The organism is Streptomyces sp. NPDC033270, assembly GCF_055576575.1.
The window spans coordinates 128,150-141,452 of sequence record NZ_JBVIRA010000002.1 but is presented as its reverse complement, the minus strand read 5'-3'; the positions used below and the strand labels follow the sequence as shown (position 1 = coordinate 141,452).

14 protein-coding genes are annotated in these 13,303 nt (G+C 73.8%); 6 read left to right on the top strand and 8 right to left on the bottom strand.

Translation table 11 applies throughout. The features are described from left to right. Window positions 1-142: 142 nt before the first annotated feature. Genes crcB through ACZ5XZ_RS04115 form a run of 3 tightly spaced genes read right to left on the bottom strand, consistent with a single transcriptional unit; the run spans window position 143 to window position 1,340 of the window. Entirely contained in the window at window positions 143-517 is a 375-nt protein-coding gene (gene crcB / locus ACZ5XZ_RS04125) for a fluoride efflux transporter CrcB (RefSeq protein ID WP_468974423.1), read from the bottom strand. Continuing rightward, a complete protein-coding gene (locus ACZ5XZ_RS04120) occupies window positions 514-906 on the bottom strand; it encodes a DUF190 domain-containing protein (protein ID WP_468974421.1) in 393 nt (130 codons plus the stop codon). Before ACZ5XZ_RS04120 ends, crcB begins: the two co-directional genes overlap by 4 nt. Next, the gene (locus ACZ5XZ_RS04115; RefSeq protein ID WP_468974419.1) at window positions 903-1,340 is read right to left on the bottom strand and encodes a fluoride efflux transporter FluC; all 438 of its coding nucleotides are present in this window, start codon (window positions 1,338-1,340) and stop codon (window positions 903-905) included. The genes ACZ5XZ_RS04120 and ACZ5XZ_RS04115 overlap by 4 nt, the downstream gene beginning before the upstream one ends. A 103-nt stretch (window positions 1,341-1,443) precedes the next feature. On the opposite strand from ACZ5XZ_RS04115, the gene ACZ5XZ_RS04110 reads away from it, so the two are divergent. Both ACZ5XZ_RS04110 and ACZ5XZ_RS04105 read left to right on the top strand, forming a co-directional pair. Further along, window positions 1,444-2,178, top strand: coding sequence for a FadR/GntR family transcriptional regulator (locus ACZ5XZ_RS04110; protein WP_468974417.1), 735 nt, complete (start codon window positions 1,444-1,446; stop codon window positions 2,176-2,178). Continuing rightward, window positions 2,175-3,428 (top strand): CynX/NimT family MFS transporter, encoded by a 1,254-nt coding sequence (locus tag ACZ5XZ_RS04105; RefSeq protein WP_468974415.1) that lies wholly within the window; start codon window positions 2,175-2,177, stop codon window positions 3,426-3,428. The genes ACZ5XZ_RS04110 and ACZ5XZ_RS04105 overlap by 4 nt, the downstream gene beginning before the upstream one ends. 27 nt (window positions 3,429-3,455) lie before the next feature. Here the strand turns inward: ACZ5XZ_RS04105 and ACZ5XZ_RS04100 are convergent, their stop codons facing one another. Together ACZ5XZ_RS04100 and ACZ5XZ_RS04095 are read right to left on the bottom strand one after the other, a co-directional pair. Then, entirely contained in the window at window positions 3,456-4,541 is a 1,086-nt protein-coding gene (locus tag ACZ5XZ_RS04100; protein ID WP_468974900.1) for a magnesium and cobalt transport protein CorA, read from the bottom strand. 133 nt (window positions 4,542-4,674) lie between these two features. After that, a complete protein-coding gene (locus ACZ5XZ_RS04095; protein WP_468974413.1) occupies window positions 4,675-6,189 on the bottom strand; it encodes an MFS transporter in 1,515 nt (504 codons plus the stop codon). A gap of 92 nt (window positions 6,190-6,281) precedes the next feature. Here ACZ5XZ_RS04095 and ACZ5XZ_RS04090 point away from each other — a divergent pair, with 92 nt between their 5' ends. The 4 genes from ACZ5XZ_RS04090 to ACZ5XZ_RS04075 all read left to right on the top strand — a co-directional run bounded on the left by ACZ5XZ_RS04090 (window position 6,282) and on the right by ACZ5XZ_RS04075 (window position 11,243). Beyond that, window positions 6,282-7,286, top strand: coding sequence for a helix-turn-helix transcriptional regulator (locus ACZ5XZ_RS04090; RefSeq protein WP_468974411.1), 1,005 nt, complete (start codon window positions 6,282-6,284; stop codon window positions 7,284-7,286). A gap of 70 nt (window positions 7,287-7,356) precedes the next feature. Then, window positions 7,357-9,645 (top strand): heavy metal translocating P-type ATPase, encoded by a 2,289-nt coding sequence (locus ACZ5XZ_RS04085; protein WP_468974409.1) that lies wholly within the window; start codon window positions 7,357-7,359, stop codon window positions 9,643-9,645. 139 nt (window positions 9,646-9,784) lie between these two features. After that, window positions 9,785-10,723, top strand: a complete 939-nt coding sequence (locus ACZ5XZ_RS04080) for a beta-ketoacyl-ACP synthase III (protein ID WP_468974407.1) — start codon at window positions 9,785-9,787, stop codon at window positions 10,721-10,723. Window positions 10,724-10,823: 100 nt separating this feature from the next. Continuing rightward, a complete protein-coding gene (locus tag ACZ5XZ_RS04075) occupies window positions 10,824-11,243 on the top strand; it encodes a VOC family protein (RefSeq protein ID WP_468974405.1) in 420 nt (139 codons plus the stop codon). A gap of 61 nt (window positions 11,244-11,304) precedes the next feature. On the opposite strand, the gene ACZ5XZ_RS04070 is transcribed toward ACZ5XZ_RS04075, so the two are convergent. The 3 genes from ACZ5XZ_RS04070 to ACZ5XZ_RS04060 all read right to left on the bottom strand — a co-directional run bounded on the left by ACZ5XZ_RS04070 (window position 11,305) and on the right by ACZ5XZ_RS04060 (window position 13,294). After that, window positions 11,305-11,535, bottom strand: coding sequence for a hypothetical protein (locus ACZ5XZ_RS04070; protein ID WP_384433936.1), 231 nt, complete (start codon window positions 11,533-11,535; stop codon window positions 11,305-11,307). Between the two features lie 78 nt (window positions 11,536-11,613). After that, entirely contained in the window at window positions 11,614-12,540 is a 927-nt protein-coding gene (locus ACZ5XZ_RS04065) for a glutaminase (RefSeq protein ID WP_468974402.1), read from the bottom strand. Window positions 12,541-12,550: 10 nt separating this feature from the next. Then, window positions 12,551-13,294, bottom strand: a complete 744-nt coding sequence (locus ACZ5XZ_RS04060; RefSeq protein ID WP_468974400.1) for a helix-turn-helix domain-containing protein — start codon at window positions 13,292-13,294, stop codon at window positions 12,551-12,553. Window positions 13,295-13,303: the final 9 nt, after the last annotated feature.

The following is a 13,303-nucleotide window of genomic DNA, read 5'->3' as shown; positions in this document are numbered from 1 at the left end:
GGCGGCCGGCCCTCGTACCCCCACCAGCCCTCGCAGTTCCTGCGCCGCCCAGAGCGGTGGGGCTCCTCCACGAGCCCCACCGCTTTCGTGTGTCCGCCGCCGGGTGCTCCCGCCGCCGGTCCGCGACGGGCTCGCCGGAACCTCAGCCCCACAGGGCCCGGGCGGCGGCCGCACCGGCGAACGCGGCCGCCACCGCGGCCAGCACGCTCGCCGCGGCGTTGAGCGCGGCGTAGCCCCGCGCCCCGTCCGCCGCCAGCCGGAACGTCTCGTAGGAGAAGGTCGAGTACGTCGTCAGGGCGCCGCATAGGCCGGTGCCCACCAGCAGCTGGACGTGCGAGGAGGCCACGCCTGCGGTGGCCGCGCCGGTGAGCAGGCCGAGGATCAGCGAGCCGACGGTGTTGACGACGAAGGTCCCCCACGGGAAGACCGTGCCGTGTCGCGCCTGGACGTAGCGGTCGGTCAGGAAGCGCAGCGGCGCCCCGACCATCGCGCCGGCCACCACCAGCAGCCAGTTCACCCGCGTCCGCCCTCCTCCGGGCGCGCGCCGTCGGTGTCCGCGGCCGGGTAGGCGATCATCTCGCAGGCGTCGAGCGTCACCAGACCGCCGCCCGCGAGGAGTTCGTCGAGCTGCGGGAGGAAGGCCCGTACCCGCTCCTGCGCGTCGACGACGACGATCGTGACCGGCAGCTCCTCGCTCAGCGACAGCAGCCGCTGGGTGTGGATGACCGAGGTGGCGCCGAAGCCCTCGATACCGCGGAAGACGCTGGCGCCGGCCAGTCCGGCCGCGCGGGCGCGCAGCACGATCTCCGCGTAGAGGGGCTTGTGGTGCCAGACCTCCTGTTCGCCGACCAGGACCGTGAGCCGCAGCGCGGGGGCGCTGCCGGGGTGTGCCGCGCCGGGGGTCATACCGTCCGCCGCCTCGGTGCGAGCAGTGCGCGGGCGGCGACGACCGCGCCCCACACCGCGGCGAGCGCGGCGAGCAGAGTGCCCGCGAGGTAGGCCGGGGCGAGCAGCGGCTGCCGGGCGTCGGCCAGCCGCTGGATGTCGACCGCGTAGGTGGAGAAGGTGGTGAAGCCGCCGAGGACGCCGGTGCCCAGGAAGGGGCGCAGCAGCCGGTGGGCCGACCGGACCTCGGTGATCAGCACCATCAGCACGCCCATCAGCGCACAGCCCACGACGTTGACGGCCAGCGTCGTCCAGGGGAAGGCGTTGGTGGCGGTGGGCCACAGCAGCGCGGCGCCGTAGCGTGCCGTGGCGCCGGCCGCGCCGCCCGCGGCCACCGCGCCGACGACCGGCCACTGGCCCTCCCAGGGCGCCGCCCGGCGGGCTCGCTCGTCCATATGTCTCCCGGGATCTTCGGCGCCACCAGGCTATCCCCGCCTATTTGACACCGCCAAACATGGGATGTTCCCATCACCGGTGAAATCAAGACGGAGGACGCCCATGCCGCTGCGCAGCACCACCCGCACCAACCTGGTGGACCTGGTCATCGAGCAGATGGAGGGCCTGATCGCCGACGGCGAGTGGCCGGTAGGGACGAAGATCCCCGCCGAGCCCGCGCTGGTCGAGCAGCTCGACGTGGGCCGCAACACCGTCCGTGAGGCCGTGCGCGCGCTGGTGCACACCGGGCTGCTGGAGCCGCGCCAGGGCGACGGCACCTATGTCCGCGCCAGCAGCGGCTTCGGTGCCGCCGTGCAGCGCAGGCTGCGGCGGGCCGGCGACCTGGAGGCGTTCGAGGTGCGCGCCTGCCTGGAGCGCGATGCCGCGCGCTACGCCGCGCAGCGCCGCACCGACGAGGACCTCGCCGCGCTGCGCGCCACCCTCGCCGACCGCGACCGTGCCTGGAAGAGCGGCGATCTGGACGCCTTCATCGACGCGGACGTGGACTTCCACCGCACCATCGCCGCCGCGGCCCACAACAGCGTCCTGGCCGAGCTGTACGAGCACCTCAGCGACGCCCTGCGCGCGACGCTCCAGTCGGTCATCGGCGCCCCCGTCCCCGATTCCGTACGCAACCAGTACGACGCACACGAGGCCATCGTCGACGCCATCGAGGCACGGGACGCCGAGGGCGCCGAGCGTGCCGCGCTGGCGCACCTCGCCCAGGGCATGGCGGCCCTGCGCGAGAGCGCCGGCGACCGCGAGGAGTCCGACGGCCCGAAGGGAAACCAGCAGTGACCCGGGACCAGACCAGCGCACCCGCGCACGCCCCCGCGCCGGCCACGTCGCCGGCGACCCCGCCCGGCGCCACCGGCCGCCGTGCCCTCCACCTCGGCATCGGCGTCGTCCTGCTGGCCCTGAATCTGCGCCCCGCGCTGGTCGCCGTCTCCCCGCTGGCCGGCACCATCCGCGACGACAGCGGGATGTCGGCCGCCGCGACGAGTCTGCTCACCGCGCTGCCGCTGCTCTGCTTCGGCCTGCTGGCGCCGTTCGCGCCGCGGCTGGGGCGGCGGCTGGGCATGGAGCGGTCGCTGCTCGGCACGATGGCGCTGATCTGCCTGGGCACCGCGCTGCGCCTGCTGGACTCGGTGGTGGCGCTGTTCGCCGGGACGATCGTGATCGGCGCCGGGATAGCCGTCGCCAACGTCCTGCTGCCCGGCCTGATCAAGCGCGACTTCCCGGCCCGGGCGGGCCTGATGACCGGCCTGTACTCCATGTCGCTCTTCGGCGGCGCGGCACTGGCGGCCGGGGTCACCGTCCCCGTGCAGCAGGCCGCCGGTCTGACCTGGCAGGCGACGCTGGCCTGCTGGGGCGCGCTGGCGGTGCTGGCGCTGGTCTGCTGGCTGCCGCAGGTCCGCCGCCGTACGCGGGTGCCGCGCGGCGCGGCCGGCGAGGCGGCGCACCCGGTACGCGGCCTGTGGCGCGACCCCCTGGCCTGGCAGGTCACCGGGTACATGGGCCTGCAGTCGCTGAGCTACTACGCGGCCGCGGCGTGGCTGCCGACGATGCTCCACGACGCCGGTCTGGGCGCGGGCGACGCCGGCTGGATGCTCTCCTTCTCCTCGTTGCTGGGCATCGCGGGCTCGTTCCTCGCCCCCGTCGTCGTCGGCCGCCGGCTGCCCGCCGGCGTGCTGGCCGCCGGCTCGGCGCTGCTGTGCGCGGCCGCCTTCGCCGGCGTGCTGATCGCGCCGGTCGGCGGCGCCTACGTCTGGATGGTGCTGCTCGGCCTGGGCCAGGGCGCGGCGATCAGCCTGGCGCTGCTGTTCATCGTCCAGCGCGCCCCGGACGCCCGGCACACCGCCCAGCTGTCCAGCATGGCGCAGTGCTTCGGCTATGTCCTGGCCGCCACCGGCCCGGCCGTCCTGGGCGCCGTGCACGACGCCTCCGGCAGCTGGACGGTGCCGCTGACGCTCCTGCTGGCGCTGCTGCTCCCGCAGATCGCGGTGGGCCTGGGCGCGGCGCGACCGCGGCACGTGGCGGGCCGGTAGGGCGCGGCGGGACCCGCTTGAGCCGCCCTACAGCCAGCCGTTGCGCTTGAAGCCGCGGTGGATGACCCAGCAGGCGGCCGCGATCAGCGCCATCACCAGCGGATAGCCGAACGTCCAGTGCTTCTCCGGCATGTACTCGAAGTTCATTCCGTACACGCCGCAGACCATGGTCGGCACCGCCAGGATCGCGACCCAGGCACTGATCTTGCGCATGTCCTCGTTCTGGGCGACGGTGACCTGGGCGAGATGGGCCTGGAGTATGGAGTTGAGCAGTTCGTCGAAGGCGTTGATCTGCTCGGTGACGCGGTCGAGGTGGTCGGCGACGTCCCGGAAGTAGGTCTTGATCCGGGGGTCGACCTGCCGCATCGGCTGGGTCGCCAGCTCCCGCATCGGCCGGTCCAAGGGGGCCACCGCGCGCTTGAGTTCCAGCAGTTCGCGCTTGAGCTGGTAGATCCGCCCCGCGCCGGCGCCGCCGCGGACCGAGAACACCTCGCTCTCGACGTCGTCGATGTCGTCCTGGACGGCGGCCGTGACGTCCAGGTAGTCGTCCACCACGAGGTCGGCGATGGCGTGCAGGACGGCGGACGGACCGAGCGCCAACTGCTCGGGCACCCGCTCCAGATGCTCGCGCAGCGGGCCCAGCGAGCCGTGCCCGCCGTGCCGGACCGTGATCACGAAGTCGGTGCCGGTGAACACCATGATCTCGCCGGTCTCCACCACTTCGCTGGTGTCCGTGAGCCGGTCGTGCTCGACATAGCGCACCGTCTTGAAGACGGTGAACAGCGAGTCGTCGTAGTTCTCCAGCTTGGGCCGCTGGTGGGCGAGGACCGCGTCCTCGACGGCGAGCGGATGCAGCCCGAACAGCTCGACGATTCCGGAGAACTCCTTCTCGGACGGCTCATGCAGCCCGATCCAGACAAATCCCCGGCCGGATCTGCGGACCCGCCGTATCGCCACGTCGGCGGGGTGGTTGCCGTCCTGCCGTACGCCGTCGACGTACACCGCGCAGTTCACCACGGCGGTGCCCAGCGGGGAGCGCGCCGGATGGCTGAGGTCGACACCCCGGGTGCGCGGCTGCGGCAGCCGGACGGCCTTGCGGAGGTTGCTGATCATCGACACCCGGCAAGTATGGACCGCGAGGGGCCGCGAGGGGTACGGCAAAGCGGCTGTTTTTACGCGGCCGAGGGCCGCCCCGGCGACGGGCGGCCCGTGCGCCGGGACGGTGGGGCGGCGGTGCGGCGGACCTTCAGGAGACCAGGGCCGGCTGCTGCTCCGCCGCGGCCTCGTCCGTCGCGACCCGCTCCCCGGCCGCATGCTGCGCACCGGCCCGCCGCGGCAGCAGGAACAGCAGTCCGAGGACGACGACCAGCCCGCCGGAGACCCACCACAGGGCGTTGGTGGTGGCGTCGATGAACCCGGCGCCCGGCGCGGCCGCCCCGCCCCGCTCCCCCGCGGCGTCGGCGACCTGGAAGAACGCCACCGACGACAGCCCCAGGCCGAGCGCCATGCCCAGCTGACCGGTGGTGTTGAAGATGCCGGACGCCGAACCGGAGTGCTCGGGCGGCACCTCGGAGATCGCCGCATCGGTGATCGGGGCGACGATCAGGCCCATACCGCCGCCCATCAGCAGCATCGCCGGCACCATCTGCCAGGACGTCAGGGCGGTGCCGTAGTGCCCGGCCTGCCAGATGTAGAGCAGCGCGCCCGCCAGCATGATCAGCGCGCCGGCCTGCAGGACCTTGCGGCCGAAGCGCGGCACCAGCTTCTGTACGGACATCCCGGCCGCGGCCGAGCAGGCCAGCGAGAACGGCAGCCCGGTGAGCCCGGCGTGCAGCGGGCTCCAGCCCAGGCCCAGCTGCATATGGAGCGTCCAGATCAGGAAGAACAGGCCGCTGACCACGCCGAACGTCAGCTGGACGCCGGAGCCCGCCGCGAACGTCGTGACCTTGAAGAGGGAGAGCTCGACCAGCGGTGAGCCGTCCTTGCGGGCCTTGGCGCGCTCGTAGCGGACGAAGAGCGCCAGCACGAGCGGGCTCGCGGCCATCGAGACGAAGCCCCACAGCGGCCAGCCGTCCTCGCGGCCCTGGGTGAGCGGATAGAGCAGCATCAGCAGGCCGACGGTGGCCAGCGCGGTGCCGACCAGGTCCAGGCGCAGGGCGTCGGGGGACCGGGACTCGGTGATGAAGCGGCGGCCGAGCAGGATGCCGGCGATGCCGACCGGAAGGTTGATCAGGAAGATCGGGCGCCACTCCAGACCGAGGAGATCGCCCTCGGTGAGCAGCGCGCCGATCAGCGGGCCGCAGACCGCGCCGAGGCCGATCACCGCGCCGAACATCCCGAAGACCTTGCCGCGCTCGTTCGCGGGGAAGGTGACATGGATGATCGCCAGTACTTGCGGCACCATCAGCGCGGCCATCGCGCCCTGCAGCACCCGGGCGCCGACCAGCATCCCCGGGGTCGCGGCGAGGCCGCACAGCGCGGAGGCCAGGGTGAAGCCGCCGATGCCGAGCAGGAAGAGCTTCTTGCGGCCGTAGATGTCGCCGAGCCGGCCGCCGGTGATCAGGCCGAGGGCGAAGGCGAGGGCGTAGCCGGCGGTGACCCACTGCAGGGCGCTGAAGGAGGCGCCGGTGTCCCGCTGGATGCTGGGGATGGCGATGTTGACGATGGTCGCGTCGACCAGGTCCATGAAGCTGGCCGTGAGGACGACGGCGAGCGCCGTCCAGCGTCTGCGGTCGGCCGTCGGGGTGACGGTCGTGGTCATGGCGTTCTCCAGTGATCGGCTCGTTCGACGTCGTCGACACTAGGGCCCGTATAGGACAGCACCGGTCCTACTTGGACGGGCATCATCGGTCCATGAGTGAGACGTCGGCACGACTGCTGAACCTGCTGTCCCTTCTGCAGACCCCGCGCGAATGGCCCGGCAGCGAGCTGGCCGGGCGGCTGCGGGTCACCACCCGCACGATCCGCCGCGACATCGAGCGGCTGCGCGAGCTGGGCTACCCCGTGCACGCCACGATGGGCGCGGAGGGCGGCTACCGGCTCGCCGCGGGCACCGCGATGCCGCCGCTGCTGCTGGACGACGAGGAGGCGGTGGCCATCGCGGTCGGCCTGCGCTCGGCGGCCGGCCACACCATCGAGGGCATCGAGGAGGCGTCCGTACGGGCGCTGGCCAAGCTCGAACAGGTGCTGCCGGCCCGGTTGCGGCGGCGGGTGGGCACGCTCGGCACGGCCACCGTCCCGATGCCCACCGGTGACGGGCCGACCGTCGACCCGGAGCATCTGACGGTGCTGGCCGCGGCCATCGCCAACCACGAGCGGCTGCGCTTCGCCTATCGGGCGGGCGCCGGCGCCCGCAGCAAGCGCCTGGTGGAGCCGCACCGGCTGGTCGCGGCGGGGCGGCGCTGGTACCTCGTCGCCTACGACAACGACCGCGAGGACTGGCGGATCTTCCGGGTGGACCGGCTGAGCGAGCCGTTCCCCACCGGCGTGCGGACCCCGCCGCGCGAGCTGCCCGCCGCCGACGCGGGGGCGTACGTGCGCGCGCGGATGCAGGGGATGGCCCCGGCCCACCGGGCCGTGGCGACGATCCACGCACCGGCCGCCGAGGTGTCCGCCCGGCTGGGCGGGCCGGCGGCGGGCGAGGTCACCGCGCTCGACGAGGCGTCCTGCCGCTGGCGCAGCGCCCCCGAATCCCTGGAGTGGCTGGCGGTGCGGCTGGCCATGCTGGGGCGCGAGTTCACCGTGCACGAGCCGCCGGAGCTGGCCGCGTATCTGCGGGCGATGGCGGGACGGGTGAGCCGGGCGACGGGGCCGGCGGAGGAGGAGGTGGCAGAGGAGGTGGCAGAAAACACGCCCTGACGGAATACCCCTAGGGGGTATATGGTTGGGAGAGTCGAAGGGCACACTCGCACCAGACCGAGGAGCGCGCATGACCACCGTGACCGGAGAGGGCGGCGTCGAGCTGCAGATCGGCGGGATGACCTGCGCCTCGTGCGCCGCCCGCGTCGAGAAGAAGCTCAACCGCATGGAGGGCGTCACCGCCACCGTCAACTACGCCACCGAAAAGGCGCAGGTCGCCTACGAGGGCGAGGTCTCGGTCGCGGACCTGATCGCCACGGTGGAGCGGACCGGCTACACCGCGGCCGTCCCCGAGCCCCCGGCCGCCGCCCCGGCCCCTTCCGAGGCCGGCGGCGACGCCGGGGACGCGGCGGACGACCGGGCCGACGCCCTCACCCCGCTGCGGCAGCGCCTGCTGATCTCCCTCGTCCTGACCGTCCCGGTGGTCCTGATGGCGATGGTGCCGCCGCTGCAGTTCACCTACTGGCAGTGGTTGTCGCTGACCCTCGCCGCGCCGGTGGTGGCGTACGGCGCCTGGCCGTTCCACAAGGCCGCCTGGACGAATCTGCGGCACGGCGCCGCCACGATGGACACCCTCATCTCGATGGGCACCCTCGCGGCGCTGGGCTGGTCGCTGTGGGCGCTGTTCCTCGGCCACGCCGGCATGCCCGGGATGACGCACCCCTTCGAGCTGACCATCGCCCGCACCGACGGCAGCAGCTCCATCTACCTGGAGGCCGCGGCCGGCGTCACCACCTTCATCCTGGCCGGGCGCTACTTCGAGGCGCGCGCCAAGCGGAAGGCCGGCGCGGCGCTGCGCGCACTGCTGGAGCTGGGCGCCAAGGACGTCGCCGTCCTGCGCGAGGGCCGCGAGGTGCGCATCCCCACGCACGAGTTGAGGGTCGGCGACCACTTCGTCGTACGCCCCGGGGAGAAGATCGCCACCGACGGCACGGTCCTGGACGGCGCCTCCGCCGTGGACGCGTCGATGCTCACCGGTGAGTCGGTCCCGGTCGAGGTCTCCCCCGGCGACACGGTCACCGGCGCCACCGTCAACGCGGGCGGCCGGCTGGTCGTGGAGGCCACCCGGGTCGGTGCGGACACCCAGCTCGCCCGGATGGCGCGGCTGGTGGAGGAGGCCCAGAACGGCAAGGCCGCGGCGCAGCGGCTGGCCGACAGGATCTCCGCGGTGTTCGTCCCGGCCGTGATCGTGCTCGCCCTGGCCACCCTCGCCTACTGGCTCGCCACCGGCGCCGGCGCGGTGGCCGCCTTCACCGCGGCCGTCGCCGTCCTGATCATCGCCTGCCCGTGCGCCCTGGGGCTGGCCACCCCGACCGCCCTGATGGTCGGCACCGGGCGGGGCGCCCAGCTGGGCATCCTGCTCAAGGGGCCGGAGGTACTGGAGTCCACCCGCAAGGTCGACACCATCGTCCTGGACAAGACCGGCACGGTCACCACCGGAGAGATGTCGCTGAACGGGATCCACCTCGCCGCGGGCGTCGACGAGACGCAGGCACTGCGGCTGGCCGGCGCCCTGGAGCACGCCTCCGAGCACCCCGTCGCCCGCGCCGTCGCCGGCGGCGCCGAGTCCCGCGTCGGCGCACTGCCCGTCCCCGAGGACTTCGCCAACGTCCCCGGCCTGGGCGTCCGCGGAGTCGTCGAGGGGCACACCGTCCTGGTGGGCCGCGAGCGGCTGCTCACCGACCGGGGCCTGGCCCTGCCGCCCGAGCTGGTCACCGCCAAGGCGGCCGCCGAGGCCGAGGGCGCCACCGCCGTCACCGTCGGCTGGGACGGCGCGGCGCGCGCGGTGCTGGTGGTCTCCGACGCGGTCAAGCCCACCAGCGCCGAGGCGGTCCGTCTGCTGCGCGGCCTGGGGCTGACCCCGGTGCTGCTGACCGGCGACAACAAGGCGGTGGCCGAGGCGGTGGCGGCCGAGGTCGGTATCGACGAGGTGATCGCCGAGGTGCTCCCGGAGGACAAGGTGGCGGTCGTGGCACGGCTGCAGTCCGAGGGGCGCTCGGTCGCCATGGTCGGCGACGGCGTCAACGACGCGGCCGCGCTGGCCCGCGCCGACCTGGGGCTGGCGATGGGCACCGGCACCGACGCCGCCATCGAGGCCGGCGACCTCACCCTGGTACGGGGCGATCTGCGGGCGGCGGCGGACGCCATCCGGCTGGCCCGCGCCACCCTCGGCACCATCCGGACGAACCTGTTCTGGGCGTTCGGCTACAACGTGGCCGCACTGCCGCTGGCCGCGGCCGGACTGCTCAACCCGATGATCGCCGGCGCCGCGATGGCCTTCTCCTCGGTCTTCGTCGTCGGCAACAGCCTGCGGCTGCGCCGCTTCCGTCCGCTGACCCGCCCGGCCGCCGGCGGCTGAGCCACGCCCGACGGGCCGCCCGCGGTTCTGGCGCCTGTCTCCAGTTCTGGAGCCGGAACATTGGTCGATCGCTCACCCGCCGGCCGCGGCCGGCGGGTGAGACTGGTCAGGCATCGACCGTCCACGTACAGGGGAAACCATGACCGGGTCACGCATCCTGGCTCTCGGCCATTACCAGCCCTCCGGCGTGCTCACCAACGACGAACTCGCCAAGATCGTCGAGACCGACGACGCCTGGATCCGCAGCCGGGTCGGCATCCGCACCCGCCATGTGGCGGCGCCCGACGAGACCGTGGACTCGATGGCGGCCGCCGCCGCGGCCAAGGCCCTGGCCGGCAGCGGCCTCGCCCCGCACGACATCGATCTGGTCCTGGTCGCCACCTGCACGGCCACCGACCGCAGTCCCAACACCGCCGCCCGGGTCGCCGCCAAGCTCGAACTGCCCGCGCCGGCCACGATGGACATCAACGTCGTCTGCTCCGGCTTCACCCACGCGCTGGCCGTCGCCGACCACGCCATCCGGGCCGGATCGGCGACGAACGCGCTGGTCATCGGCGCGGAGAAGTTCACGGACGTGGTCGACTGGACGGACCGTACGACCTGTGTGCTGGTCGGCGACGGGGCGGGCGCCGCGGTGGTCACCGCCGCGGCGGAGCCGGGGATCGGCCCGGTGCTGTGGGGCTCGGTTCCCCAGATGGGCGGCGCGGTCCGCATCGAGGGCGAGCCGGCCCGGTTCGCCCAGGAGGGCCAGACCGTCTACCGCTGGGCGACGACGCAGCTGCCGGCGATCGCCCGCCAGGTCTGCGAGCGCTCCGGGATCCAGCCTGCGGACCTCGCGGGAGTGGTGCTGCACCAGGCCAATCTGCGGATCATCGAGCCGGTCGCGGAGCGGCTCGGCGCGGTCAACGCGGTGGTCGCCAAGGACGTCGTCGACTCCGGGAACACCTCCGCCGCCTCGGTGCCGCTGGCGCTGTCCAAGCTGGTCGAGCGCCAGGAGATCGCCTCCGGCGACCCGGTCCTGCTGTTCGCCTTCGGCGGCAACCTCTCGTACGCGGGGCAGGTCATCCACTGCCCGTGAGGCACGGAGGCGCGGGCCGGCGCGCGGCCGGCACCGGCCCTCCCGGAGCGCGTCCGATTCGTTCAAGACCGCGGCCCGGCGGGCTGCCTACGCTCGCGCCATGACCACCACCCCACGGGCCTCGCACCCGTTCCCCCGCTTCGCCGCCATCGGCATCGTCGTCTCCGACATGGCCGCGTCCCTCGCCTTCTACCGCCGCCTGGGCCTTGCCGTCCCCGCCGGGTCGGAGGCCGCCCCGCACGCCGAGGCGCAGCTGCCCGGCGGCCTGCGCCTGATGTGGGACTCCTACGAGACCGCCCGCGCCATCGCCCCCGACTGGACGCCTCCGCAGGCCGGAACCCCTACGGGGCTGGCCTTCGAGTGCGACGGCCCCGCCGGGGTCGACAAGGTCTACGCGGAGCTCACCGCCGCCGGCTATACGGGCGAGAAGCCGCCGTGGGACGCGTTCTGGGGACAGCGCTACGCCGTCGTACAGGACCCGGACGGCCACGGGGTGGACCTGTTCGCGCCGCTGCCCTGAGCACATATGCCCTCGCCGGGAGGGGTGACGGGGAGACAGGCGCGGCTCTGGGGGTGTCCGCCTAGCTGCTTGCCGGGTGCTCCCCCAGGTACAGCACGCCACACTGGCGGCAGAACGGCTGGGCGCCGGCTTCTCCCCAGGCATCGGCCGACTGGGTGGCGGCGGCCGGGGCGAGGTCCCGCCCGCACATGGCCGTGGTGGTCCCCACCCGTGTCATGTGCCAGAGCTTGACCGGGGTGTCCTCGTGCGGGAGGACGCCTTCCTCGTACTCGGCGCGAATCTCGTGCTCCATGGCGGTGCACCTCCTACCCATACGATGCGCCCGCCGGTCAGGGGCCACAACGTCAGCCCGTCCCCGGTGACCAGGAGCTCAGAAGACCGACCAGCCGGTCAGCGTGGTGAAGTGGTCCAGCGCCGCCGCGCCCGCCACCGAGTTGCCGCGGGCGTCGAGACCGGGGCTCCACACGCACAGCGTGCAGCGGCCGGGGATGACGGCGATGATCCCGCCGCCGACGCCGCTCTTGGCGGGCAGCCCCACGCGGTAGGCGAACTCCCCGGCCGCGTCGTACGTCCCGCAGGTCAGCATCACCGCGTTGATCCGCTTGGCCTCGCGGGCCTCCAGCAGCCGGCTGCCGTCGGCGCGCAGCCCGTGGCGGGCCAGGAAGCCGCCGGCCACGGCCAGATCGCGGCAGCTCATCTCGATCGAGCACTGCCAGAAGTAGTGCTCGATGACGCTGGGGACGGGGTTCTCCAGGTTGCCGAAGGACGCCATGAAGTGCGCGAGGGCGGCGTTGCGGTCGCCGTGTGCGGCCTCCGAGTCGGCCACCGCCTGGTCGAAGGCGAGGTCGGGGTTGCCGCTCTCCTCGCGCAGGAAGTGCAGCATCGAGGTGCTGGCGTCGCCGGTGAGGGTCTGCAGCCGGTCGGTGACCACCAGCGCGCCCGCGTTGATGAACGGGTTGCGCGGGATGCCGTTCTCCGCCTCCAGCTGGACCAGCGAGTTGAACGGCGTACCGGACGGCTCGCGGCCGACCCGCCGCCAGATGTCGTCGTCGCCGTGGCCGCTGTGGCTCTGCGACATCACCAGCGCCAGCGAGAAGGTCTTGGAGATCGACTGGACCGAGAACGGCACCTCCCAGTCGCCGACCCCGTACACCGCGCCGTGGATGTCGGCGACCGCAATCCCGAAACGGTCCGCCGACACCCGCTCCAGCGCCGGTATGTAGTCGGCGACCCGCCCATGTCGCACCAGCGGCCTGGCGTAGGCCGCTACCTCCTCGAGAACGGCCTGGTAGTCCATGACCGACACGCTAACCCGGGGCGAGCAGCACCCCCATGGGAGCCCCCGCCAGCGACTTCACCTCGCGCGCGAGGTGCGCCTGGTCCGCGTATCCGGTGCGCAGCGCGACCTCGGCGTAGGGCGTCCCGCGGCGCGCCAGATCGAGCGCGCGGACGAGCCGGAGCACTCGGGTGAGGGTCTTGGGGCCGTAGCCGAAGGCGTCCAGGCTCAGGCGGTGCAGCTGGCGTTCGCTCAGCGCCACGGCGCGGGCGACCTCGGCGACGGGGCGGCCGCGGGCCAGCGCAGCGGCGACGGCGGCGGTCCGACCGTCCGGTGCGGCCGCCTCCCTCAGGCGGGCCGCGGCGGCCTCCTCCAGGACCCGGGCGACCGGCCCGGGCTCCCCGGCCGCCGCCGCCCGCCCGGCCAGCTCCCCCACCGCGCCGGCGGGCCACAGGTCGGCCAACGGCACCCGCCGGTCGCGCAGTTCACGGGCCGGTACGCCGAGGACGGACGGGCCCTGGCCCGGCGCGAAGCGCACCCCGACGAAGCGGGTGCCGGGCGGGACGCCCTCGGGGCGGTACGGCCCGGTGTCCGGGCCGGCCACCAGCAGCCGGCCCTCGCTCCAGATCAGGTCCATGCAGCCGTCGGGCAGCACCGGCCGCGCCGACGCCGTCGTGGTGGTGGTCCACAGCACCGCGCCGGCCAGCCCGGACGGCCGCTCCCGGTACCCGCCGGTTACGCCGGGCGGCCCACCCGTCTCGCGCTCCTGACCCATATCCCTCAG

Coding starts and splice junctions, on each gene's coding strand:
- ACZ5XZ_RS04085 (WP_468974409.1), top strand. CDS start 7,357: ATGACCACCGTGACCGGAGAGGGCGGCGTCGAGCTGCAGATCGGCGGG.
- ACZ5XZ_RS04120 (WP_468974421.1), bottom strand. CDS start 906: ATGACCCCCGGCGCGGCACACCCCGGCAGCGCCCCCGCGCTGCGGCTC.
- ACZ5XZ_RS04095 (WP_468974413.1), bottom strand. CDS start 6,189: ATGACCACGACCGTCACCCCGACGGCCGACCGCAGACGCTGGACGGCG.
- ACZ5XZ_RS04075 (WP_468974405.1), top strand. CDS start 10,824: ATGACCACCACCCCACGGGCCTCGCACCCGTTCCCCCGCTTCGCCGCC.
- ACZ5XZ_RS04065 (WP_468974402.1), bottom strand. CDS start 12,540: ATGGACTACCAGGCCGTTCTCGAGGAGGTAGCGGCCTACGCCAGGCCG.
- ACZ5XZ_RS04100 (WP_468974900.1), bottom strand. CDS start 4,541: ATGATCAGCAACCTCCGCAAGGCCGTCCGGCTGCCGCAGCCGCGCACC.
- ACZ5XZ_RS04080 (WP_468974407.1), top strand. CDS start 9,785: ATGACCGGGTCACGCATCCTGGCTCTCGGCCATTACCAGCCCTCCGGC.
- ACZ5XZ_RS04070 (WP_384433936.1), bottom strand. CDS start 11,535: ATGGAGCACGAGATTCGCGCCGAGTACGAGGAAGGCGTCCTCCCGCAC.
- ACZ5XZ_RS04110 (WP_468974417.1), top strand. CDS start 1,444: ATGCCGCTGCGCAGCACCACCCGCACCAACCTGGTGGACCTGGTCATC.
- ACZ5XZ_RS04060 (WP_468974400.1), bottom strand. CDS start 13,294: ATGGGTCAGGAGCGCGAGACGGGTGGGCCGCCCGGCGTAACCGGCGGG.
- ACZ5XZ_RS04115 (WP_468974419.1), bottom strand. CDS start 1,340: ATGGACGAGCGAGCCCGCCGGGCGGCGCCCTGGGAGGGCCAGTGGCCG.
- ACZ5XZ_RS04090 (WP_468974411.1), top strand. CDS start 6,282: ATGAGTGAGACGTCGGCACGACTGCTGAACCTGCTGTCCCTTCTGCAG.